Genomic DNA, 23,649 nt, shown 5'->3' with positions numbered 1-23,649 from the left:
AATCTAAAATCATAAATTGTAAATCTAAAATTAAGATGTTTACAGGTATAATCGAAGAAATAGGAACCATACGGGGTATCAAGCGGGGAAACCGGAGCGTGGTGCTGGAGGTGCAGGCAAAGAAGGTGTTGGAGGATTTGCACGTGGGGGATAGTATTGCCACGAACGGGGTTTGCCTGACCGTGATCTCTTTTGCTAACGGGAGTTTCTGTGCAGATGTGATGCCGGAGACGATGCAGCGTAGCAATTTAGGAGAGCTGCACGTAGGGGACCGGGTGAATCTGGAGAGAGCATTGACGTTGAACGGGCGTTTGGGGGGACATATCGTGTCGGGCCATGTTGACGGGTTGGGGAAGATTGTCGGGAGAGAGAAAGACGAGAATGCCATTTGGATCATGATTTCAGCCCCGGCAGAGCTGTTGCGGTATATCGTGGACAAAGGTTCTATCACGATTGACGGGATAAGCCTAACGGTCGTGGCCGTGACGGATACGGGTTTTACGGTTTCTATTATTCCTCACACGCAGGATGAAACGACGTTAGTGAAGAAAAAGATTGGTGACGTGGTGAACCTTGAAAATGACGTGATTGCCAAATACGTGGAGAAGTTAATGCGTCCGGCAGCCCCGGTAGAGCCTAAAGGCGGGTTGACGTTGGATTTCTTGTTAGCGAATGGATTCTAGGGAAGTTAAAAGGTAAAAACTAAAAGATATAAAATAAAGAAAACTAGATATGGAAGAATTTAAATTTAGTACGATTGAAGAGGCTGTTGCAGATTTGAGAGCCGGAAAGATGATTATCGCCGTGGATGACCCGGATCGGGAGAACGAGGGAGATTTGATTTGTGCGGCCGAGTTTGCGACGTTGGAGAACGTGAACTTCATGGCTTCTTATGCTAAAGGATTGATTTGTATGCCGATGAGCAAGGCTTTGACCACGAAGTTGGGGTTGGAACAGATGGTTGCCACGAACACGGATAACCATTGCACGGCGTTCACGGTGTCAATCGATCACGTGGACACGACCACGGGTATTTCCGCGTTGGAGCGTTCCGTGACCGCGATGAAAGCGGTAGAGGATAATGCGAAACCGGAAGATTTCCGTCGTCCGGGACATATGTTCCCGTTGGAGGCAAAGAAGGGGGGCGTGCTGGAGCGTATGGGACACACGGAGGCCACGGTGGACTTGATGCGAATTGCCGGGTTGAAAGAGTGTGGCTTATGTTGCGAGATTATGCGAGAGGATGGAACGATGATGCGTACACCGGAGTTGAAGGAGTTTGCTAAAGCGCATGGAATGAAAATGATTACAGTGTCGGACTTGATTACCTATCGTCGGAAAACAGAAATTTTGGTGGAACGGGTAACCGAGGCTGATATGCCAACAAAATACGGGGACTTCAAAGCCTACGGGTATGTGAACAAGATTAACGGGGAACATCATATCGCTTTAGTGAAAGGTGACGTGACAGATGGGGAACCGGTATTGTGTCGGGTACATTCGGAGTGTTTGACGGGCGACGTGTTCGGTTCTTTGCGTTGTGATTGCGGGGATCAGCTGAACGAGGCCATGCGTCGGATCGGAGAGAGAGGTCGGGGAGTATTGTTGTACATGCGTCAGGAAGGCCGGGGTATCGGTTTGATTAATAAATTGAAGGCTTATCACCTACAAGACGAGGGAATGGATACCGTGGAGGCGAATATCGCTCTCGGGTTTAAGGCTGACCTGCGTGAATACGGTACCGGGGCAGAGATCTTGGCGGATTTGGGTGTGAAAAAAATGATCTTGATGACGAATAACCCGTTAAAAATTAATGGTTTGACCGGATACGGTATTGAAATCGTGGGACGTGAGCCGATTGAAATGACTTGTAACGAGAAGAACGAGTTTTATATGTACACGAAGTACAAGAAGATGGGACACATGATCCACGTGCGTCAACGGGAAGAGATCGAGAAATTGAAAGAAGGATTAGAAAACAAATAAATATAAAGACTATGAATTTACTGGAAGGGAAATTACTGGCAGAAGGCCAACGAATTGGTATCGTTGCAGGACGTTTTAACGAGTTTATCACGAGTAAATTGTTGGGTGGAGCGTTGGATGCTTTCAAACGTCATGGCGGAGATGAGGCAAATATTGACTTGGCTTGGGTTCCGGGTGCTTTTGAAATTCCGTTAGTGGCTAAGAAGATGGCCGAGACGAAAAAGTATGATGCCGTTGTTTGCTTGGGTGCCGTGATTCGTGGGGCAACTCCTCATTTCGATATGGTGGCTAACGAGGCAACCAAGGGGATTGCTAATGTCGGGTTGCAAACGGGAACCCCGATTATCTTCGGTGTCCTGACTACCGACACGATCGAACAAGCTGTTGAAAGAGCCGGAACAAAAGCCGGAAATAAAGGTTTCGAGGCGGTAACTACGGCTATCGAAATGATTAATTTGTTGAAACAGATTTGATTTTTACAAATTGGAAAGAGGTTACCGTCTCGGATTTAATCCGAGACGGTTTTTTAGTTTTTGGGTCACTCATATATTTAAGAGTTCTCTAATTTCATCGATGGTGTATGTTTTCACGTCACCATTTTGGACTGATGCCATATAAATAGTAAAATTGCTCTTGTTTATTATTTTTGTCCCTTTTCTATGGGCATTCTAACGGATAAATATCCCAATTCTCAGCTGGTTGACAGGCTGTTGGGCGACTGTTAGGCGCCATCGCCCGATTGTCGCCCGATCATCGCCCGATTATCGCCGCCATTTTAACAGGATATAAGTAAAAATAACATTGTCGGGATTCGGACGATGGAAAGCAATCGGGTGGCAACAGGGGAGCAACGATAAATTTTCGTGGCTACGTTGCCATAGGAATTTCCATAGATTAGGGTATATAGTTGCATTTTGATGAATTTATTCTCATGTTGCTGTTTGCTTTGTTTAAAAATGTTGTATATTTGTGGCGTACGTCATAATCAGCGAAGTAGTGGATCTGCTTCAATTTCAGTGGCAGGCATTTTTTTTGCCTGCTGCTGTTGCCGATATTCGGTTCCGCACCCCCGTGGAGTGCATTAATGTGCCTCCGGCTTCGCTGAAGTGACGTACAACGGGTCAGGCGGGACCGTTCTTTTTGGAATACCCGTCTAAATTAATACATATTATTATGGAAGAAGATGTAAGCCGTGTGTCTGCGGTAGACATGGAAGCACCCGGGCGGGTAGCCAATCAGTTATCAATTGAGGAGAAACAAAAATTGATGGAGTATTACTCGAAACAACTCGAAATGATGTATCCGATTGCGTCACCGAGAATGACGGATAAAGCGGGACTTGTGACTCTCCAGAAAAGAAACACGAGATTGATTGAAATGTTGACATTATTCGATCGTTCATGGGCAGATGAAATTTCGGTGATTCAAAAAGCTGTTCTGCAATATTTGGCTACCGAGGGTATTTCTAAAAAGGAGCGGTTACGGATTGTAGAAGTATGGGGCGATTGGACTACTTTTTTGTTAGATAATTCTCGCTTTCGGGTGTTGCTTGGTCGATTTTTACAATATCATCAGCGTCAAGCGTGTGAATTGAATGAGTTATTGAAAACGGAGAATATGTCGTTGAACATAGACGGACAATCAATTAATAATCAGGATTATGGGGAATAGTGATTTTATCCCAGCATCGAATGTGTCGGAAAAATTTACAGGTGATGAATGTCTTTCCGATTCCTTAACCGAGAATCGTTTTTACCGACAAATAGTCGAGGATCTTAAAAAATGTAACGTGGATTTGGTTTCTGAAGATCCGTTGGAAACGATCTATAATTGTATTTGTCATCTCAATAATCTTTTCCGGGTACTTCGTCGTCCATGGAGTATCGAGTGTGGAAAAATACAAAAAGCTTGTGCCTATTATGTCGCTAACGCTAAACAGTCAAAGCAAGAGAATGAGGCTGTTATTGATGCGTCAAATGGCTTTATATCTTCGATCTGTTATTTCACGGAATGGTATGATTTTATCTGTCAGATGCAACAATTCCTTTGTCATCAGGAAAAAGAACTGAAGCGGGTGTTTAAGCAACAGAAGCAAAAAGTTGTCAGTAATGATAAACCTGCCATGGAAGCCACGACTTATTGTATGACCGTGGGGAATAGTGAAATCTACGGTGTGACGTACGAGCAACTCGAAGAACTTTACAAGACGGTCGGTTTATTCATCAAGCGAGAAAAAGCTCCTTTTGATTGCAATATTAAAGGGTATAACAGATATCCGATTAGTATTGATAAGAGTATAAATTTTGATGCACGTAAGGAAGTGTTTTTTGTTGAATATGGTCTTGACACGTTTGAATCCAGTTTGAATTGTATGTCGGCAGATCAATTGAAAAGGGTGGCGGATATTATTTATGAATTCTTGAAAATGTATGGAGAAAATGGAGATCGGAAGGTTTGTTGGGATGTTGCGGATTATTCTCCTGTTGTGTCTGGTCGGGAAATTTATTTTAGAGTGAATGAAGATTCCCGAGCTTCACATTTCATGACACCACCTTATGTTCGAAAGCGTATTGATAAGGTGGAAGATCGGGGAGTAGAGATCAGTTACGATATTGATGTGAACGAATTGGAATCTGTAAATTTGTCTTTTGAGGAATTCATATCGTTTTATCGACAATTGGGGAGTTTTTTGAATTAGTGAGTCTATAAAACGAGGCTGTCCAAAAAGTCATTTTTCAAACTCCCTCCCGGCTTCGCCGTACTCCCTCTATAAACAGAGGGAGAGTTGAAATGCTCCCTTTCTTCGGGAAGAGTCACCAGCTCCTCCTCTGTTTATAGAGGAGGTGGCACGAAGTGACGGAGGAGTTTTTTGAAATAAAATGACTTTTTGGACAGCCTCGTTAATGTTATTTGTAGTACCTTATTTCTTTTTCGGCATTTGTTTCATCCGTTGTTCCTGCATCCGTTGCATTTCTTCCAATTTCTGTTGGAATTTGGATTTCTTCACGGGTTTTGTTTTGGCGAGTTCTATTTGTTTCAACAATTTCTCGTCGTTTACGAATTTCCGGATAGCCCAAGTCTGAACAATCGTGATCAACGTGGCGATGAAGTAGTAGTAACTCAAACCGGATGAATAGCTGTTGAAGATGAACAGGAACATGATCGGCATGATGTACATCATCGTCTGCATTCCTTTCATCTGGTCATTCTGCGGTTGGTTCTTACTATTGTACCACATGTACAAGATGTTCGTGATCGTCATTAACAAACAGAACAGGCTGACATGGTTCCCGTAGAACGGAATGGTGAAGGGCAGCGTGGCGATGGAATCGTATGATGCCAAGTCGGTGGCCCACAGGAAACTCTTCTGGCGCAGTTCGATGGCTCCGGGGAAGAAGTAGAAGAGGGCAATCAAGATCGGCATCTGCAAAAGCATCGGTAAACATCCTCCCATGGGGTTCACTCCTGCCTTTTTGTACAATTTCATGACGGCTTGCTGGCGCTCCATGGCCTTGTCTGCAGGGATTTTCTTGTTGATCTCGTCAATTTGCGGTTTCAAAACTCGCATCTTGGCCTGTGACATATACGATTTGTAAGTCAGCGGGAAAAGAACAAGTTTAATGATCAGGGTCAACAGTAAAATGATAAGACCGTAGTTCAAGGTCACGTGCGATTCCAAGAAGTTGAAGATTGGAATTACGACGTAACGGTTAAACCAAGCGATCCATTTCCAACCCAAGTTAATCAACTGGGGAAGTTCAATATCTTTGCCGTATTCTCTTAGGACCGGATAGGAGTTCGGACCGAAAAAGAAACGCATATCGTATTTTTCAATGGCTTTCCCGGAGTAAGGTAATGAAATTTCAGCATCTGCCGTTTTCAAAAAGCCCGGGTTCGTGTTGTTGGCCGTGGAGACCAACACGTTCGGGAATGACTCTTTTGCGATAAGTACGGAGGAAAAGAATTGTTGTTTGTAAGCCACCCATTTCACGCTCGTAGGCAAGTCTACTTTCTCGTCTCCAGTCAGGGAAAGATGCTCTACATCATTGTTTGAGAAGTTATAGTATACCCCGGTATAACGGCTTTCAAAGTCTCTACTTTTTTCAAGTTGAGGCATATCCACTCCCCAGTATAGCGTGAGGAAGTTCGTGTTCGAGGCAATAACGTCATTCAGATTGTACGTGTTGATGTTGAAATCAACCATGTAAGAATCCGGGGCTAATTTGTACTCGAATTCGAGGTATTTATTTTCGTCCACGTAAGCCCGCATCGTAAGCACTTGTTCGGCCGCCTCGGCATTCAGTTCTTTTTGACTCGTGTTGGGAACGAAAATCAGATCTGCCGTGTTAATTTGCTTGTTCCGGGCGTAGAAGTTCAGGCCCATGGAACTCTTGTGGTCTTTCCACAGAATCAACGGGAGAGAGTCGTGTGTGCGATATCCTTTCAAGTCCACGTAGTCAATGCATCCCCCTTTGGTGTTGATGTGTAATTTGATTTTGTTGTTTTCTAGAGTGTATTGTTCTACCGGCAGTGAATCTTGTTTGAATATGGCCTCTGTTCCGGCTTGCTGTGCTTCTGTATTTTGTTGTTGTGCTGCAAAATCTGCCTGACGTTCTTTCTCCAATGCAGCGGCCCGTTGGGCTTCAACCCGTGCAATGGAGTCCCGGACATGCATGGCTTTCAGTTCCTCTTTGGAAGGACTCATGAAATAAGAGTAGCCGATTAGTATGAGCGCGATGACTACTAAACCGGTTATTGTATTTCTATCCATATTTTAATTTTAGGTTTTTAATTTTTAACTGTTATCTTTTAGTTTTTATCTTTTAACTTTTATGATAGACAGGCTTTCACAAACGCCACGAATAGAGGATGCGGGTTGGTTACCGTACTCTTGTATTCGGGGTGGAACTGTGTACCCACGAACCATTTATGGGTCGGGATTTCCACGATCTCAGTTAATCCCGTGTCCGGATTAACTCCTGTCGTGATCATTCCGGCCTGTTCGAATTGTTCGGTGTATTTGCCGTTGAATTCATAACGATGGCGGTGTCTTTCCTCAATATCTTTTGTCCCGTAGGCCTCGATAGCTTTAGATCCTTCTTTCAGCACGCATTTGTATGCTCCCAAACGCATGGTTCCCCCTTTGTCTGTAACTTCTTTCTGAGACTCCATCAAGTCGATAACCGGGTATTTGGTTTTCGGGGCCATTTCCGTGGAATCGGCTCCCTCCAAGTGAAGCACGTTACGAGCGTATTCGATAACGGCCATTTGCATACCCAAGCATATTCCTAGGAAAGGGATATTGTTGGTACGGGCGTATTCGATAGCAAGAAGTTTTCCTTCAATTCCTCGTTGTCCGAATCCGGGAGCCACGAGAATACCGTCAACATCTTTGAATATGTCACACACGTTTTCCACGTTGATGTCGTGAGCGCTGTGTACCCATTTAATATTTACTTTACAATCGTTAGCTGCCCCGGCGTGGATGAATGATTCCACGATAGATTTATAGGCATCGTGTAACTCCACGTATTTTCCGACGAGAGCGATGGTGACTTTGCGATTATAGTTTTTGAATTTGTACAGGAAACGTTCCCATGATTCCAAATCCGGCTCGTGTTTTAAAGGCAATCCAAGCTGGGAAAGAACGATTTCATCCAGTTTTTCTTCCCGCATTTTGATCGGTACCTTGTAAATAGTGTCAACGTCTATGGATTGGATAACGGCTTTCGGGTCAACATTACAGAAAAGAGCAACTTTTCTTCTCAGATCAGAGCCCAGTTCATGTTCGGTGCGCAACACGATGATGTCCGGCTGTACCCCGTTTTCGAGAAGGGCTTTAACCGAGTGCTGCGTGGGTTTGGTTTTCAACTCGCCTGAGGCACTCAGGTAGGGAACCAAAGTCAAATGGATGAACACGGATTTTTCGCCCAGCTCCCAGCGTAACTGGCGAACGGCCTCGATGAACGGTAAGGATTCGATGTCTCCTACCGTACCCCCGATTTCCGTGATTACCACGTCGTAATCCCCTTTTGCCCCGAGGAGTTTTATATTTCGTTTGATTTCATCCGTGATATGCGGGATGATTTGTACCGTTTTCCCGAGATAATCACCGCGACGTTCTTTCGTGATCACGTTTTGGTAGATACGTCCAGTCGTGATGTTGTTCGCTTGGGACGTCGGGATATTCGTGAACCTTTCGTAGTGTCCCAAGTCCAGATCGGTTTCTGCCCCGTCATTGGTCACGTAACATTCGCCGTGTTCATAAGGATTCAAGGTTCCGGGATCGACATTGATATACGGGTCCAATTTCTGGTTTGCAACTTTATAACCTCTTGATTGAAGCAGTTTTGCTAATGAGGAAGCAATAATTCCTTTTCCTAAAGAAGAAGCAACTCCACCCGTAACGAAAACATATTTTGTTGACACGATATAAATATTTTATAGTTATTTCTATATTATACATCCAACGGTTTGAAAATACTTGAACTTTTTGTTATTCAATGAATAACAATCAAATGGAACAAGTATGTTGAAACTTAACGACAAAAGTAAGAAAAAATATCATACAAACATAAAAAGAGGCACTTTTGAAATGCCTCTTTTTATGTTTGATGGTCTCAACTTAAATCATGCCATCGATGAGTCTCAGCTTTTCTTGCATTAATGCTAGTTTGTGGCGAGCGCTCTCGATCTTGTTGGAGAATTCTTTGACCAGACTCTCGGAATTGCTTGATTTGGAGAAGAATCCAATATTGTTTTCCCAAGCGTGAAGGTCTGTTTCCAGTTGCTTGATCTTGTTGACTAATTTTTCTCTTTCTTGAATGATCTTGCTGTCCTTGTCATCACTGTTGTCGAACGTGTTGATTTTGGACTTGAATCGTTCGATGTTTTTCTCGAATTCGTCGATGTCAAGCTGATCAAAATGATCGTTGATTAGTTTACGGAATTCGTTTTGAACGGTTTCTTTTTCTTTGATCGGAACAAATCCGATTTCTGCCCAGCGGGTTTGGAAGGCTTTCAATGCCTCGATGTCATCATCGTTATTACCGGTTAATTTGAAATTGCGTACTTCTTCGATCAGTTCTCGTTTCAGTTCAAGATTCTTTTCCTGATCGGAAGAGACATGTTTGAATTGAGCTGATTTTCGATCGAAGAAATGATCACAGGCAGACCGGAAACGGTTCCATATCTTGTTGGATACTTTTTTGGATACGGGGCCGATTGTTTTCCATTCTTTTTGGTACTCGATGATTTTCTTCGTGGTCGTACCCCAATCCGTGCTATCCTTTAACGCCTCGACTTTCTCGCAAAGTTCTATTTTCTTGGCTAGGTTTTTATTCTGCAAGGTCTGTATTTCTTGGAAGTATTGACGTTTCCTCTCGAAGAAAGCATCGCAAGCAGCCCGGTAACGTTTATACAGGCGATTGCGCTCCTTGATCGGAATTGTCCCGGCATGTTTCCATTCGGTTTGCAGGGCAAGAACGGTATCCGTGGCCACGTTCCATTCGGAGAGTTTTTCGAAGGAAACAGATGCGTAATTTTCCAGTTTCACGCAAATCTCTTCTTTGATTTTCAAGTTGTTGTCCTGTTCTTCCCGGAGGTTGTCAAAGAAACGGTGGTAAGCGCTGTTGATCTTGTCCGTCACTTCTTTGAATCGGTTCCAAGTTTCTTCTTGAACTTCTTTGGCAACTGGTCCGATCTCTTTCCATTGCGAATGGAGAGATTGCAGTTGTCGAAAGGCATTCCCGATGTTATTGTCTTCGAGTAAAGCGTTGGCTTGTTCAATCAAGGCATTCTTGGCATCTAGATTTTTTTTCAGATCAAGATCCCGCAACTCCTTGTTAATTTTAATATAATTGAAGAAGTTCTCCACGTGATGGTGATACGTTTCCAGCAAATCACTTGCTTGAGCTTGCGGAACCATACCCGTGTTTCTCCATCTGTCTTGCAAATTTCTGAAATCTTGGTATGTTTTGTTCAGTGATTCCTCGTGTTGAATCAGATCCTTTAATTCCTCGATAATCTGGAGCTTTTCCTTCAAGTTCTGTTCTTTCTCGCCTTCCAGCTTTTTGTAATATTCCGATTTTTTCTCCCGGTAGGTTCTGTACACGCTATAAAAGCGTTCTTTGGAATTGTCCTGATAGTCGAATGCCTCAGCCGGACTCCCGTCTTTGGTAAAATCGGCTAATGCTTTATCGTATTCTTTTTGATACTGGGCCTCGAAAACTTGGGGTAGGGAATCCAGCACCTTCAGGCGTTGCACGGGGAAATCGTCGATTAAAGACTTCATGTGAGAAATAATCTCGTCCGTGTTAAAACTGGAGAAATCCCATACCGGAACTTCCTTTTCGGGGGCTTTCTCTATCGGTGTAGGTTGACCCTGAACTGAAACCTCTTCTTGTGTTTCATCATTTAAAGTATCCGGAGAAATTGGCTCGTTGTTATTCAACTCTTCGGCTTGTTGTAAGTTTTCTTGCTCCATAACTGTTCGTATTTTTACGCATTCAACTCACGAAATTAATGATTAATTCTGATAATGCCAATTTATAATGAGTAAAAAAAGCGAGAGAAAGTTCTTTTTGGATTTCAATTGCAAAGCACGTATCTTTGACATTTATAATTGATGCTTATGTTTTCGTATATTCTGTATGGTTTTGTATGGTTGATTAGTTTCCTTCCGTTCCGAGTCCTTTATCTGGTGGCGGATTTGAACTATTTGTTACTTTACTACGTGATTCATTATCGGCGTAAGGTTGTGAGGACGAATTTATGTAATTCTTTCCCGGAGAAAAGCTTGCGGGAGATCAAGGCGATAGAACGGAAATATTACAAGCATTTGGCCGATTTATCTATCGAATTATATAAACTGTGGCATATGTCCGAGGGTTCGATCCGGAAACGTTGCGTGTTTAAAAACACGGAGTTACCCCAGTCGTATTTTGACGAGGGAAAGAGCGTGATCGGGGTGTTAGGGCATTATGGTAACTGGGAGTGGATGTCTTCATACAGTTTGTGGGAAACGGGGGCGGATTTTTTGGCCTTGTATAAACCGATTCGTGATAAAGTGACGGATCGCATGATGAAACAAATCCGTTCAAGATTCGGGGCGGTACTCGTGGCAAAGGATGACACGTTAAGGGTTATTGCTCGTTATCGTTCGGAAAATCGTTTGTTTTTGGCTGGTTTTATCGGTGACCAGACTCCTAACGGGCGTAATTTGAATTTCTGGACGCGCTTTTTAAATCAAGATACCCCGGTTTTACTCGGCACGGAGCGGATTGCCCGGAAGTATAATATTCCGGTGGTTTCGGTGCATATGCGTAAGGTGAAACGTGGGTATTACGAGGTCGAGTTCGTGGATGTGTGTGCCAACCCGTCCGAGTTACCCCAAGGGAAATTGACGGAAATGCATACTCGATTGTTGGAATCTTTTATACAAGAAGAGCCGGAGTTTTGGTTGTGGTCGCATAAAAGATGGAAACATAAGAAGAAGTTTTGAATTTAAAATTTAGAATGAAATCAAAAAGCGTTGGGCTTGTGTGGCTGGTATCTAAAATCATAAATCTAAAATTAGAATGGCGAAACGGGTAGCTGTTATTATATTGAATTGGAACGGGGAGAAGTTGTTACGGGAGTTTTTACCTTCGGTCGTGAAGAACACGAATACTGATTTGGGGCGTGTTGTCGTGGTGGATAACCATTCGACGGATGGTTCTTGGATATGTCTGGAACAAGAGTTTCCGGACGTGGAACGGGTGTTGTTCGAGGATAATTTCGGGTTCGCCGGGGGATATAATCGGGCAATCGAGATGATCGAGGCGGAATACGTGGTTCTTTTAAATAGTGACGTGGAGGTCGCCCCCGGTTGGTTGGAACCGTTGGTCGCCGTGTTGGACCGGGACGAGAGGGTGGCAGCCGTGCAACCGAAGATATTAGCATACCGGGATAAAAAGAAGTTCGAGTACGCCGGAGCAGCTGGGGGATACATTGATTATTTAGGATTCCCGTTTTGCCGCGGGCGTGTGATGGATACCACGGAACAGGATGATGGGCAGTATGATGATGAGGTCGATGTTTTTTGGGCAACGGGGGCCTCTCTATGTATTCGGCGGGACGTGTACCGTGCGGCAGGAGGGTTGGACGAGGCTTTTTTCGCGCACATGGAAGAGATTGATCTTTGCTGGCGATTGAAAAATGGAGGGTATACTTTAAAGGTGGTTCCTTCTTCTGTCGTCTACCATTTGGGGGGAGGCTCGTTGCCGATGAATCATCCGAGAAAGTTGTTTTTGAATTACCGGAATAATTTATTGATGTTGCATAAGAATCTGTGTGCTAAACAGCGTAAGAAAATCTTTTTTGCACGAGTTTTGCTGGACACGATGGCGGGAGGGCTTTTTCTGTTGAAAGGTCAATGGTCCAACACCCGTTCGGTAATCCGGGCATACAAGGCTTTCCGGGAGATGAGGAAAGCCTATCCGGTTCCTGAAAGTTCTATAAGTCTTTCGGGAATATATCCCCGGAGTATCGTGTTGGAATATTTCTTGCGGGGTAAAAAGAAGTTCTCGGATTTAAATTTTAAATGATGGTAAATAAACCTTTGACATAAAATGTTGTCATAGGGGTGTAGGCTTTAATGATATGATTAGAAAGCATGAACGAGATAAGTGATGAAGATATTGTAAGAATGTTTCATTCCGGAAATGGAGAGGAAAAAGCTTTTCGGTTACTTGTAGGAAAGTATAGCGAGAGGCTTTACTGGCATATCCGTAAAATCGTGATAGGGCATGAAGATAGCGATGATGTGTTGCAGAATACCTTTATCAAGATTTGGAAGGGGTTGAGGGAGTTTCGTTACGAGGCGAAATTGTTTACATGGATGTACCGGGTGGCGACGAATGAGGCGATTAATTTTTTGAGTGAAAAGCGTCGGAAGACTTATGGGAACTCGCAGGAGATTACTCCCATGCTGGAAAATCAGCTGGAAAGTGATAGTTTTTTTTGTGGGGATTCGATCCAGCGGGAATTGCAGAAAGCCGTGTTGAAATTGCCGGAGCGTCAACGTCTGGTATTTAATATGAAGTATTTTGATGACATGAAATATGAGGATATTGCCGAGGTACTGGATGTCGCCGTGGGAACGCTGAAGGCAACTTATCACAATGCGGTAAAGAAAATAGAGGAAAGTTTGAAGATTTCGGATACTTTACCCTCGTTCGAATAGTTATTGGATAATAGAAAATGGAAGGTTATGGATAATTTGGATGAGAAATATAAATCAAAGAACCCGTTCTCGGTGCCTGATCGTTATTTTGACACGTTGGGCGATCGGGTGATGGACCGGATAAAGGATGAGGAAGGGAAGACACGGGAAACGAGTTTGTTTCAGACGTTAAAACCTTATCTCGGTTTAGCGGGATTATTCGCTTTCGCAATGATCGTCGTACAGTTGCTGGTTCCTAATCTGGTGGATGAAAATCGGATACTGTTAAAGAATGGAGAGCAGGCGAACGTGACGGCACAAGCAGAGGATGAGAATATTTTCGATGCGGATTTTAATCCATCTCGTGAAGAGATCATCGAGTATCTGTCACAAGAGACTGATCCGATTGAGTTTTTATACGCGGAGCGTAGGTAGAATTGAATGTACAAGCAAAATATATGAAAAAGATAAGTTTGATTATATTGATGGTGGGGTTTGGTTTTTCTTTATTTGCCCAAAGCGGGAAATTGAGTGAAGACAAACGGAAAGAGTTCGAGGCTCAAAAAGTAGCCTTTTTTACTCAAGAGATGGATTTGACCCCGGAAGAGGCCACTAAGTTCTGGCCTTTATATAACGAGATGCAGCAGAAAATTCGTGTCGAGAATGATAAAATACGAGATTTAACCTGCCGGAAAGATAAAAAAGAGGTCCCGGAAGTGACGGAACAACAAGCTTTGAAGAATTTGGAGATCATGTTATCTGCCGAACAGGCTGTACGAGATATTAAGAAAGAATATATCGAGAAGTTGACCAAGGCTCTGTCCGCCAAGAAAGTGTGGATGATGATTCAGGCCGAGCAGAAATTCCATCATCAATTGTGGAAGAAGATGGGGAAATATCCTGCACCCGCGCAGAAATAGTTGATCGAGTGGGGAAATTCGTGGCTGGACGTGAAAAAAAAGAAAAAAATCACGTCAAAAGCTTGCAAGAACAATAAAAAGCACTACTTTTGTCAGCGCAATTGGAGAGATGGGTGAGTGGCTGAAACCAACAGTTTGCTAAACTGTCGTACGGGATACTGTACCGGGGGTTCGAATCCCCCTCTCTCCGCCACCAATTTTGAAGCTCATTTTCGGGGCGTAGCGCAGTCCGGTAGCGCATCTGCTTTGGGAGCAGAGGGTCGCAGGTTCGAATCCTGTCACCCCGACAGATAGACAGCCACGAGAGTGACTGTTTTTTTTATTTGAATAAATGCGTATCTTTGTCCCTATAAATTTAATACTTACACGAATGAAGATGTCTAAATAAACAAGTCGGTTGTAAAACCGGTAAAGTCTCCAAAGTCTACGTGATAGGAGCATCGGGTTTTATTAATTGTTTTATGTGCAGCATACAATTGTCTTGAAGTTGTAGTGAGCCGACTTTTAATTTAGGAATCATGTGTACCATCCAAAGTATTCATTTGTTATTCCGAACAGGTTACGTGAAAACAAGTTTTTAAAAGAACTTGTGAGAGATTCGTGTACATGTTTCCGCCCGAAATAAGTCAATCCGGTATTCATTTTTTTTATTTGAAGTTTTATGAGTGAGATTATAGTGAAACAGGTTATGTATAGCCATGCAGATAAGGAACTTTTGTTTCAGAATATCAGTTTTCGGGTTCCGGACGGAAGTAAGGTTGCATTGATCGGGAATAATGGTTCGGGGAAGTCAACGCTGTTGCGGATGCTTGCGGGTGATTTGCAACCCGTATCGGGAGAGATCATTGTCTCGGAGAAGCCTTATTATATCCCGCAGCACATGGGACAATTCGATTCGTGGACCGTGGCTGAGGCGTTGCAGGTGGAGCGGAAAATAGAAGCATTGCACGCGATACTTGGCGGGAGTGTTGATGTAGAGTCTTTCACGATTCTAGGAGATGACTGGGATATAGAGGAGCGGAGTCGTTCGGCGTTGGAGTATTGGGGATTACTGAACGTGAAACTTGGTCAAAAGATGTCTTCACTGAGTGGGGGAGAGAAAACGAAGGTTTTTCTGGCAGGGATTCAAGTGCATTCACCGGGGGTAATTTTGTTGGACGAACCGACGAATCATTTGGATAGAGGGAGTCGAGAGAAATTGTATGATTTGATTTGTCGGGGAAGTGCAACCCTGCTCGTGGTGAGTCATGACCGGGTATTGTTGAATTTGCTGTCGACGATGCTGGAGTTGGAACGTAAAGGGATAGTGCTTTATGGTGGAAATTATGATTTTTATAAAGAGCAGAAAGAGATACATTTGAATGCACTGCGTGAGCAGGTCGAGGAGAAACAGAAAGAGCTACGTCTGGCTAAAAAGATTGCCAAGGATGCGGCAGAACGACAGCAGAAACGGGAAGTTCGGGGAGAAAAGCAAAGTTTGAAGAAAGGAATTCCCCGGATTATGATGAATACGTTGAAGAATAAGGCGGAAAAGTGTACTTCCCATTTGAGAGATGTGCATGAGGGAAAAATAGATGCGATTTCCATGACTCTTTCGGAAAGCCGGGCGGCCTTGCCGGGTGTGGAACAAATGAAAGTAGATTTTAACCCGTCGCGATTACACGAGGGAAAAACCTTGGTTACAGCTCGTGGCGTTAATTTCAGCTATGACGTGGAATTATTGTGGGAACATGCGCTTTGTTTCGAGATCAAGAGCGGGGAACGTGTCGGTTTGGATGGAAAAAACGGTTCGGGAAAGACGACGTTATTAAAATTACTACTCGGACAATTGGAGCCGACAGAAGGCGTGTTGAGCCGGGGGGATTTTAAATATGTATATGTGGACCAAGAGTGTTCTTTGTTGCGGGACAATTTGACGGTCTATGAGCAGGCAGAAGGTTTTAACGAGCAGAATATCCCGGAGCATGAGTTGAAGATACGATTGAATCGTTTCTTGTTTCCCCGGGAGGTCTGGGATAAACCTTGTTGTAAATTGAGTGGAGGAGAGCGGATGCGTCTCGTGTTGTGTTGTCTGATGATCGGTAATAACACGCCTGACGTATTTGTGTTGGATGAACCTACGAATAATCTGGATATATTGAATATTGAAATTATAACTTCGACTATTAAGGATTACCGGGGAACAGTGATTGCCGTCTCGCATGATCGGAGTTTTATGGATGAAATTGGGGTGAGCAGGTATATAGAAGTATAAATGTTTTTTTATCATCTTATAAAAAATGATCTGTTGAAAATCCATCAAAGGCACTTTTGAACAAATTCATTTTGTTTAGCCTTCCAGTTTATGTAGAGAACCAAGTGTAATCTAACCGTGAAGTAATGGAGAAACTACCTCTCGTTCATTGCTTATTCAGAGCTTAACCGGAACTTATTTTATCTGGGCTGCATGAGCCACGAGTAAGCTCTGAATCAGTTTCGAAAAAGAGGTACCTTCTCTCTTAATTCTCGGTAGGATTACTATTACTTCTTTTATTTTAACGCACACACGAGGAGCCGGATAATGATTGGGTTTACATCTTGGTTTACACGGGGGGGGATTTTGCTTACATCATTGCTTACATGAGGGGGTAAAAACCATGAAAATGGCCTGAAATGAAAAAAGCACCTACAATCGTAAGTGCTTTAAAATGAGAGCGGAAAACGGGACTCAAACCCGCGACCCCCAGCTTGGAAGGCTGTGACTCTCTTCGGCAATGAAAAGCTGCGCTTTCCCTTGCTTCGACTGAGCCATCACCGCTTTACACTTACTTAAAATGCTTTTGTTTTTTTTCTATGGTTGACGTGTGGGTTGACAATTAGTATTGTGAGGCATTGATTAATAATGTTATCTAACTCTTTAATTACAAATGTTATATCTCAAGGGGCGTGTTTGGTGGAAAATTATCAACTTCCATATACAAGTCAGTTTTTTCAAATTTATCACCATGTATAAAAGAGGGTGATAAGCCTAAACCTATCACCCCTCACACCTAGCTAGCACACCATACTAATTACTCTTTGTATGTGATCGTTTTTGTGTAGCCATTTTCAATATCCTTTATTGTGGTAACATAGCCTTCATTATCGAAGGTATATTCATATTGATATAGAAGATCGTGCCATTCAGATTTAGCTGTTGAGATTAATTTCTTACTTCTATTACCGAAGTATCCACTTCTAAATAAAATGTCATTAAATTCTGCATCCTCTGTAAAGTTGATAGAGGTGATGTCAATATTACTCTTATTTTCGTATTCAGTATAAGTGAATGACATATCATTGCCTATTCTCAAAAGATTTTCGTTACTCCACGTAAGAATTTCGGAATCCCCTTCTTTCTCAGTTTTCACCAAATACTTGTCACTATACGAGAATTTAACAGGCTTTCCATTATAATCATCAGAACTTGCGACGATCATATCATTCTCTAAAGTGTATACGATTGTATTGTACAATTCATCATCTTCATAGTCTTTCATCGTGATCGTTTTATCCCCGTGTACGTATTCAAGTGTGTAACTATAAGCCTCATCGATATTGTAATATTTGTATTTAGTAATTCTTCCCTGAGAATCATACTCGAATGTTTCTTCAAGCTCTTTTATTCCTTCCGAACTTGATGTAACAATTTTACTAACCAACTTTACTTTGTCTGTTGGTTTGTCATCATCCTTTTCATCGTCATCATCAGAACACGCCACGAACACCGTAGCAAGTAACATCATCAATAAATAAATCTTTTTCATTTTAGATAATAATTAATCTTTACTTCCAACTACCAAAGAAGTAATTAATATAAACAAGAAAGCGTGGTAGTTGTCAGCTTATCTAGTAAGAGGTAACGACCAAGTAACCCAACTGAAAATAAACAGCAACCCCACGCTAAACCATGTATATAGTAGATATATATACGGCAAGCATGAGCGTTTGTATCTGCTTATCCTTTCAGTTCAAAAATTGGTCGTTTTCCTTACTAAGGATAAAGCTAAACGCTTCCATTAATTCAATATGTCTGCCCACCAGTTAAACTGGAAGACAACACAAAAGTAAACAAATTTCAGCATCTAACAAACGCTTTTAGGGTTGCTGTGTGGCAAATTTAGAGTAATCAATTGAATTAAAAGAATTAATTTCTAATGGTTTTACTCTATAAACCATTTATAAGTATTATCACCATGTAACGCCCTATCTATTCCTTCCGTTAATTGCGTGGAATTTAACGATCTATCTAGGAAGTTATCTATATAACTGCTCTTGTTAGCACCAGTAAGCATGTTATAGAATTTCCATAAATTGATCTCGTTCTCTCCATGTTCCTTTTTAAAGTTATCATCATGGTAATACGCCTTGGCAATAATGTTCACCTGTGAATCCGTCAATTCCATGTTGGGAAGTAACTTCTTCTCTTTTGCGGGCAAGCATTGATACAACCTGCTTTTCCCCAAGAACTGTGCGAATTGATGTTCCGTTAAGTAAGAACTAGTGAAGCTCTTCATCAACCGTAAATGCTTGTTGGCATCGTACTGTTGGAATAACTTCATAACCTCTCTAAACAGGTCATGTTGGCTCGTGGCTCTAAGGTCTGTTTTAAAACCGTCTGTAAATGTACACAGGTTACAACATACTTTGTTTTGGAAACCAATAGCGACACTAAACCTCTCTGCCACTTTCTTTGAATAAAGGTTCTCCCTGTTATACGCTCTCACGCCAGTGATACATAAATTTACCCTGTTACCGTCTATCGTTTCATAAATGGTAGGAATCTCAAAAGCGAATGCCATTCTCTCGTAATAGATTGTCTTGTCACTTTCTAACAATTGTGCCACTGGTTTATGTATGGCTTCTGGTATCCTTCCCTTTATAACGTGACTTACCATTATATCTGGTTCATCTATGCTTTCCCCTCTAAACAGTTCACTCGCTACCTTGTGTACCGTTTCAATAAACGAGGGATGAGATATTGTCATCTCGTTATCCTTGCTGAACACTGGGACGATGCAATCACTTTTTAAACGGATCATGTCAATGGGTTCAGTGTTAGCTTCAATGAAATGTTTTTTCCTTTTGTCCTTTCTAACAGGTTCATTCACTACTTCATAAGATGTGTATGTAGGTTCTTCCTTTCTTGTATTATTATTACCAAATAAAACTGGCAATAACCCTTCATTTTGACTTGGAATTAATGTTGTCGTGTTCATAATCTAATCTATTTAACGGTGGTGGAAATATTTGAAATTTCAGTTTATATATGCAATCCATTAATTTCCCACCAACCTTGGTTTCTAAAGTTCATTATCACTTTTACTTGTTTTATTTGTTCTCTAGCTTCAAGCCAATTAAAAAATTAAACTGGAAATATACTTTTACACCATGTATAATAGTGGTGGAAATTATCTTCCTTACAAGCTATATATACCAATACAGCCAAAAATTCACCAACTTTGATTTTTAAAGTTCATTATCACTTATCGTTATTCCTTTTCCTCTTTAACTTGGAGTAAACTAAGAAATTCAACGAGAAATAGGCTTCTATACGGTATATAATAGCGGTGAGAATTTCCTTTCTCTTTGGTCATATATACCTATCCAGTCAATTATTCACCAACTCCAATTTCTAAAGTTTACCGTTATCTGAATAACTGTAATAGTCTTCCTCGCAATACAAGATGTAATCCAGTAAATCTATATCTACATGTGAAAGTGCGATCTTTACCTGTTCAACCAGTTCATCATCCAGTTTAGCGGGTTCAAGATCACCAGAAGGTTGGTTTATACAAATGATCACTCCTTTACAATTAGAAAGTATAGCCAGTTGCAATATAAACCTTACATCCGTAATGTTGTAAGATAAGGCACCTTCACTTACGGTAGATACACCTAGTACTTTGTTACTGCCATTTAATAGAATAATTCTTGTAGAGATATGATGCTCTATTGTATCTTTAAACGGGGATACCAGTAACTCGTAAGCATCCCTAGCGGATTCAACCTTGTATTTTTTAGAAGGTTTCCTCCTGTACACCAGTTCTACCACTGGTAATTTCACTTGCTCGTTCATGATCTATTTACACTTTAATCACGTTGTCATTTTAATAATTCAAGCTCACGTTAGCTTGTTGGGTTTGGCAAGGGAAGAGAAACTTCGTGCCTCTATATTACCTGCTTGGAAAGCTTGAATGACTTCCCCCGCTTCAATATCGAAACCTCGTTTCCCTCCCCGTGCGCTCGCTGTCCCTGTATCTTTAACTACTCTTCCACTAGAGCGAACTTCTTAACGAGTAATTTTGCCCTTTGACCACGGTAAACGGCTGGTGTTTCAACCTGACCGCATAACACGATTTTCTTGTCTTTAAGCGTGGTGATAAGGGCGTCTAGCATCATGTTTCTGGCAAAAGAATAGATGAATTGTAACTTTTTACCGTACTTCTTTTCAACGATAGGATCGCATGGAATATCGTTAGGCGTGACATCTCCCGCTTGGCTAGTTCGCACGAGTTGAGTGTATTTAATCTCCCTCACCTCTTCCTCTCCCAAGGCGCATACAACTTGTAACTGCTGCGGGTTCTCCCCCTTGAAGTCAATGACGGTCATTTCATCGCCTACTTTCATTGGGGGTGGTATTACTGCCACCTGATTTTTAAAATGTTCTAGCAAGGCTGGATTGATCTCGATAGAACTGGAAGGTCTTGTTTCCTCCCTGTTTTGAATGTAAGTTTTTAAGTCCATAATTGAATTGATTTTTAATTAATTAAATTGGTTTTTATCTGGCTTGGGGTAGGGGTATCATGAGGTTACACTACTCTTGTATAGAACACACCTGTATATATTACCAACCTAAAATTAGAGGGGAGGGGGTGTTTTTTAGAGGATACTCTATTTTAACCAGTCTAATTCTCCTTGTATTTAGAAATATATTCTTAACTTTGTATATCAATCAAAGGAGAAGCATGGAGATACGGTTTGAAACAAAGGCAGAAAGCCAAGCTAGACGAGAAAAGGAAGCCAGTGAAAGAACCCCTAACGAGAGGTTCTTGTTCTTCTTGCGTTTAATGGTAGAGATTAACAAGTTTCAAACCAAGCGGGAAAAACATAGCAATAACTTTATTTTAGAACGAAAGGTATGAGTCTCGATTTCGATGAAGACGTGTGGATGTTCATATCCCTAGCGCAAAAGCATAACGTGAAGATGTTAATGGTTGGTGGGGGAGCTGTAAACTTTTACGGTTATCAACGCCATTCTGCCGATGTCGATTTTTGGATAGACACGACACCTTCAAATCTAGTGGCTTTACGAGATGCCTTGAATGAACTGGGTTACGAGTTTGATGATTTTCCAGAGGACGTGAAACGGGGACAACAGAACATATCTATCAAGATCAGCCCTGTCATCGACATCGAATTGATCACGTCTTTTAATCCTGGCAGAAGTTTCCCCGAATGTTACGAGCAAAGATACACGGCAACTAATACAGTAAACGGTCAAACTTTCTCTTACGAGGTGATAGCCTTTAATGATTTGATTAATAGCAAAATCAAGGCTGGACGTCCTAAAGATTTATACGACATAATAGAACTTAGGAAAATACAGGAAAACAAGAATTAGAGATATAACTCTACCTTCTCTTTTACCTCTTCTTGTGCAAACCTCTCCTTGTATATCTTTCTATTTATCAAGGAAGTTAGGAAGTATTGCAAGCTATGTACCTGTTCTGGTAGGTTGGGGCATAACTTGGATAGGTTATACTTTAGAGAATAGTAGTTTGCTTCTGTTTCATTTGAAATTGCAGCTTCTAAATCTGGTTCTGGGCGATTATACCTGTACTGGCACAATATTTCCATTAGCTTGTCATCGTACGGTGGTGGTACAACGTTCCTCTCTACACAATAATCGTGAATAATCTTGTACTTCTCTCTTGCGATCCCGTCTAAAAACGTGAAGCTATCCTTTACATGAGGTAAGTCCATGATTATATTGGTATCTGTTATAAAAAACACCTTGTTAATCTCTATGACCTTGCCCTCTTTTATCGCCATTTCCATGTATTTACTTACCGTTCCTCTATCCATGTTTAATAGTTGAGCGATCTTGTTTTTACTGTAAGAAGTGACATTAGTATTGTTAAGGCACAGGCATTTAAGCAACACCAAGAACGCCTTCAACTTGTTTGGAATCTCTTCCGTTAATAAACTGGCATCAAACCGTACCCAGTTCATCGTGGGAATGCTTATCGTGTAAGTTATACTTGTGCTGATCCTACCCGCCTCCTCGTTATACCCTTTAATGGAATACTTGTCTAGGAATTCCAATTCTTTAAACTTGTTCGTGTATTTGCTAATAGTGTCTTCATTTTTTAAGCCAGTAACGTTACAAAGTGTTTTTCTCAATACATGGGATTCACCCGTCCTGCAATTTGACTTGTAAAGTAGCCACATGAATACATAAGTTTCATCCAAGTTTAGTTTACCCGCTATATCTCTTGTTATGATACATTTTCTGCTTTTTTTCTGCTCGTTTGTCATTATAAATAAACCACTTAAACATCCATATATAGATAATCTATAGGTATTTAAAAGAGAGTATCTGGGTTAGTGGCATGGACTGGCAAGCCCGTGTCACCATTACTAGTTATTAGTATTACTAGTTAATAGTATATACCCTGTCAAACCCGCAACAGTGACACCCAGTGAAATCCCCAATTTTTAAATATTGATCTTTATGCATGGATAATCTCTCTATTTCTGGTCACGATCTCAGGTTACATGAAATACAATTATATCATGTAGATTTATAGATTAATCTTTATGAAGTGGCAACACTTGGATTCTAGTATCTTTATCTGGTATATAGTATATCTTTCTTACCTTGTCTACCTGTTTCTTGATCTTTTTCAGTCCTTTAGACCTTATCCAGAAACCAATGGATACCTTGTTATCTGGGATACCTGATTGCACGGCTAATCGTCTTAATTGCTCGTAAGTGTACATGATTTATAGAGGTTTAATTCGTTAAATGGTGTATCTAGCTTGGTGTCACTTTAAAACCAAAAATTACTCCTCACGGGTGGACTGCAAGGAGTAAAGATGATCTTCATTTGGAATGGTGGTCAATCATCTACTATTTATATGGTTGTTTAAAGTGGAATTTTTAACGTGACACAAAGATATTAAGTATCTAATATAACGACAAATAGATTACGGGGAGTCTTAAAAAATAGAGTGGAGATATAGCTATTGGAAAAGTTTAGGGGATAAGGGGAGCTAACAAGCAAGTTTTTTAATTGTAGATGTACTTGTACTTGTGATATTCTGGTTGGTGAGTTTTCTTCTGAATAGGTATATATAACTAAATCTACTATAATTTTCCACCAAATAAAAAAGGCAATAGAAATGAATCCATTGCCTTGATATTGTTTGTATATTTAGTATTGGATAACTATATACGGCAATATTCTAAATTTTATGGAAACAAAAAATTTTTCACTTAGATATTGATTATATTGG

20 protein-coding genes and 2 tRNA genes are annotated in these 23,649 nt (G+C 41.4%); 14 read left to right on the top strand and 8 right to left on the bottom strand.

The genetic code is table 11. The features are described 5' to 3' along the window. Positions 1-35: 35 nt before the first annotated feature. From R8806_RS11065 to R8806_RS11045, 5 genes are all read left to right on the top strand, one after another. Positions 36-683: a riboflavin synthase gene (locus R8806_RS11065; protein ID WP_124317306.1), complete on the top strand. Its 648-nt coding sequence runs from the start codon at positions 36-38 to the stop codon at positions 681-683. A 49-nt stretch (positions 684-732) separates the two neighbouring features. Further along, on the top strand, positions 733-1,986 hold the full coding sequence (locus R8806_RS11060; protein ID WP_124317305.1) for a bifunctional 3,4-dihydroxy-2-butanone-4-phosphate synthase/GTP cyclohydrolase II: 1,254 nt from the start codon (positions 733-735) through the stop codon (positions 1,984-1,986). 11 nt (positions 1,987-1,997) lie between these two features. Further along, positions 1,998-2,459, top strand: a complete 462-nt coding sequence (gene ribH, locus R8806_RS11055; protein WP_027202226.1) for a 6,7-dimethyl-8-ribityllumazine synthase — start codon at positions 1,998-2,000, stop codon at positions 2,457-2,459. A gap of 700 nt (positions 2,460-3,159) precedes the next feature. Further along, on the top strand, positions 3,160-3,657 hold the full coding sequence (locus tag R8806_RS11050; RefSeq protein WP_124317304.1) for a hypothetical protein: 498 nt from the start codon (positions 3,160-3,162) through the stop codon (positions 3,655-3,657). Beyond that, the gene (locus R8806_RS11045) at positions 3,647-4,684 is read left to right on the top strand and encodes a hypothetical protein (protein ID WP_124317303.1); all 1,038 of its coding nucleotides are present in this window, start codon (positions 3,647-3,649) and stop codon (positions 4,682-4,684) included. Before R8806_RS11050 ends, R8806_RS11045 begins: the two co-directional genes overlap by 11 nt. A gap of 222 nt (positions 4,685-4,906) precedes the next feature. Here R8806_RS11045 and yidC read toward each other — a convergent pair whose 3' ends face one another. The 3 genes from yidC to R8806_RS11030 form a co-directional block, all read right to left on the bottom strand. Further along, positions 4,907-6,757: a membrane protein insertase YidC gene (gene yidC, locus R8806_RS11040; protein ID WP_124317302.1), complete on the bottom strand. Its 1,851-nt coding sequence runs from the start codon at positions 6,755-6,757 to the stop codon at positions 4,907-4,909. A gap of 59 nt (positions 6,758-6,816) precedes the next feature. Next, a complete protein-coding gene (locus R8806_RS11035) occupies positions 6,817-8,424 on the bottom strand; it encodes a CTP synthase (RefSeq protein ID WP_373289780.1) in 1,608 nt (535 codons plus the stop codon). Positions 8,425-8,611: 187 nt separating this feature from the next. Next, positions 8,612-10,471, bottom strand: coding sequence for a DUF349 domain-containing protein (locus R8806_RS11030; RefSeq protein ID WP_124317212.1), 1,860 nt, complete (start codon positions 10,469-10,471; stop codon positions 8,612-8,614). A gap of 147 nt (positions 10,472-10,618) precedes the next feature. Between R8806_RS11030 and R8806_RS11025 the strand changes: the two genes are divergently transcribed. The 8 genes from R8806_RS11025 (at position 10,619) to R8806_RS10990 (ending at position 16,363) form a co-directional block, all read left to right on the top strand. Beyond that, positions 10,619-11,488, top strand: a complete 870-nt coding sequence (locus R8806_RS11025) for a lysophospholipid acyltransferase family protein (RefSeq protein ID WP_124317213.1) — start codon at positions 10,619-10,621, stop codon at positions 11,486-11,488. Positions 11,489-11,564: 76 nt separating this feature from the next. Next, positions 11,565-12,572: a glycosyltransferase family 2 protein gene (locus tag R8806_RS11020; RefSeq protein ID WP_124317214.1), complete on the top strand. Its 1,008-nt coding sequence runs from the start codon at positions 11,565-11,567 to the stop codon at positions 12,570-12,572. Positions 12,573-12,640: 68 nt separating this feature from the next. Next, entirely contained in the window at positions 12,641-13,210 is a 570-nt protein-coding gene (locus R8806_RS11015) for an RNA polymerase sigma factor (RefSeq protein ID WP_027202215.1), read from the top strand. Positions 13,211-13,237: 27 nt separating this feature from the next. Further along, complete coding sequence (locus R8806_RS11010; protein ID WP_124317215.1) at positions 13,238-13,624, top strand: hypothetical protein; 387 nt, start codon at positions 13,238-13,240, stop codon at positions 13,622-13,624. A 23-nt stretch (positions 13,625-13,647) separates the two neighbouring features. Continuing rightward, a complete protein-coding gene (locus R8806_RS11005) occupies positions 13,648-14,109 on the top strand; it encodes a hypothetical protein (protein WP_124317216.1) in 462 nt (153 codons plus the stop codon). Positions 14,110-14,212: 103 nt separating this feature from the next. Further along, a tRNA-Ser gene (locus R8806_RS11000) sits at positions 14,213-14,302 on the top strand. A gap of 20 nt (positions 14,303-14,322) precedes the next feature. Next, positions 14,323-14,396 (top strand) — tRNA-Pro (locus R8806_RS10995). Between the two features lie 374 nt (positions 14,397-14,770). Further along, on the top strand, positions 14,771-16,363 hold the full coding sequence (locus R8806_RS10990) for an ABC-F family ATP-binding cassette domain-containing protein (protein WP_124317217.1): 1,593 nt from the start codon (positions 14,771-14,773) through the stop codon (positions 16,361-16,363). Between the two features lie 796 nt (positions 16,364-17,159). Here R8806_RS10990 and R8806_RS10985 read toward each other — a convergent pair. The 4 genes from R8806_RS10985 to R8806_RS10970 all read right to left on the bottom strand — a co-directional run bounded on the left by R8806_RS10985 (position 17,160) and on the right by R8806_RS10970 (position 20,874). Beyond that, on the bottom strand, positions 17,160-17,894 hold the full coding sequence (locus tag R8806_RS10985) for a DUF4595 domain-containing protein (protein ID WP_124317218.1): 735 nt from the start codon (positions 17,892-17,894) through the stop codon (positions 17,160-17,162). A gap of 396 nt (positions 17,895-18,290) precedes the next feature. Next, complete coding sequence (locus tag R8806_RS10980) at positions 18,291-19,346, bottom strand: DUF3871 family protein (RefSeq protein WP_124318330.1); 1,056 nt, start codon at positions 19,344-19,346, stop codon at positions 18,291-18,293. A gap of 416 nt (positions 19,347-19,762) precedes the next feature. Further along, positions 19,763-20,206, bottom strand: a complete 444-nt coding sequence (locus R8806_RS10975; RefSeq protein WP_124318331.1) for a JAB domain-containing protein — start codon at positions 20,204-20,206, stop codon at positions 19,763-19,765. Between the two features lie 188 nt (positions 20,207-20,394). Then, a complete protein-coding gene (locus R8806_RS10970) occupies positions 20,395-20,874 on the bottom strand; it encodes a hypothetical protein (protein ID WP_151411495.1) in 480 nt (159 codons plus the stop codon). Positions 20,875-21,268: 394 nt separating this feature from the next. On the opposite strand from R8806_RS10970, the gene R8806_RS10965 reads away from it, so the two are divergent. Then, positions 21,269-21,751: a nucleotidyl transferase AbiEii/AbiGii toxin family protein gene (locus R8806_RS10965; RefSeq protein ID WP_124318245.1), complete on the top strand. Its 483-nt coding sequence runs from the start codon at positions 21,269-21,271 to the stop codon at positions 21,749-21,751. On the opposite strand, the gene R8806_RS10960 is transcribed toward R8806_RS10965, so the two are convergent. Beyond that, complete coding sequence (locus tag R8806_RS10960) at positions 21,748-22,455, bottom strand: hypothetical protein (protein ID WP_317146620.1); 708 nt, start codon at positions 22,453-22,455, stop codon at positions 21,748-21,750. The genes R8806_RS10965 and R8806_RS10960 overlap by 4 nt on opposite strands. Positions 22,456-23,649: the final 1,194 nt, after the last annotated feature.

This window comes from Butyricimonas faecihominis (assembly GCF_033096445.1).
GTDB classification, from domain to species: domain Bacteria; phylum Bacteroidota; class Bacteroidia; order Bacteroidales; family Marinifilaceae; genus Butyricimonas; species Butyricimonas faecihominis.
This window is presented reverse-complemented; position numbering and strand designations above follow the sequence as displayed.

Coding starts and splice junctions, on each gene's coding strand:
- R8806_RS11065 (WP_124317306.1), top strand. CDS start 36: ATGTTTACAGGTATAATCGAAGAAATAGGAACCATACGGGGTATCAAG.
- R8806_RS11060 (WP_124317305.1), top strand. CDS start 733: ATGGAAGAATTTAAATTTAGTACGATTGAAGAGGCTGTTGCAGATTTG.
- ribH (WP_027202226.1), top strand. CDS start 1,998: ATGAATTTACTGGAAGGGAAATTACTGGCAGAAGGCCAACGAATTGGT.
- R8806_RS11050 (WP_124317304.1), top strand. CDS start 3,160: ATGGAAGAAGATGTAAGCCGTGTGTCTGCGGTAGACATGGAAGCACCC.
- R8806_RS11045 (WP_124317303.1), top strand. CDS start 3,647: ATGGGGAATAGTGATTTTATCCCAGCATCGAATGTGTCGGAAAAATTT.
- yidC (WP_124317302.1), bottom strand. CDS start 6,757: ATGGATAGAAATACAATAACCGGTTTAGTAGTCATCGCGCTCATACTA.
- R8806_RS11030 (WP_124317212.1), bottom strand. CDS start 10,471: ATGGAGCAAGAAAACTTACAACAAGCCGAAGAGTTGAATAACAACGAG.
- R8806_RS11025 (WP_124317213.1), top strand. CDS start 10,619: ATGTTTTCGTATATTCTGTATGGTTTTGTATGGTTGATTAGTTTCCTT.
- R8806_RS11020 (WP_124317214.1), top strand. CDS start 11,565: ATGGCGAAACGGGTAGCTGTTATTATATTGAATTGGAACGGGGAGAAG.
- R8806_RS11015 (WP_027202215.1), top strand. CDS start 12,641: ATGAACGAGATAAGTGATGAAGATATTGTAAGAATGTTTCATTCCGGA.
- R8806_RS11010 (WP_124317215.1), top strand. CDS start 13,238: ATGGATAATTTGGATGAGAAATATAAATCAAAGAACCCGTTCTCGGTG.
- R8806_RS11005 (WP_124317216.1), top strand. CDS start 13,648: ATGAAAAAGATAAGTTTGATTATATTGATGGTGGGGTTTGGTTTTTCT.
- R8806_RS10990 (WP_124317217.1), top strand. CDS start 14,771: ATGAGTGAGATTATAGTGAAACAGGTTATGTATAGCCATGCAGATAAG.
- R8806_RS10985 (WP_124317218.1), bottom strand. CDS start 17,894: ATGAAAAAGATTTATTTATTGATGATGTTACTTGCTACGGTGTTCGTG.
- R8806_RS10980 (WP_124318330.1), bottom strand. CDS start 19,346: ATGAACACGACAACATTAATTCCAAGTCAAAATGAAGGGTTATTGCCA.
- R8806_RS10975 (WP_124318331.1), bottom strand. CDS start 20,206: ATGAACGAGCAAGTGAAATTACCAGTGGTAGAACTGGTGTACAGGAGG.
- R8806_RS10970 (WP_151411495.1), bottom strand. CDS start 20,874: ATGGACTTAAAAACTTACATTCAAAACAGGGAGGAAACAAGACCTTCC.
- R8806_RS10965 (WP_124318245.1), top strand. CDS start 21,269: ATGAGTCTCGATTTCGATGAAGACGTGTGGATGTTCATATCCCTAGCG.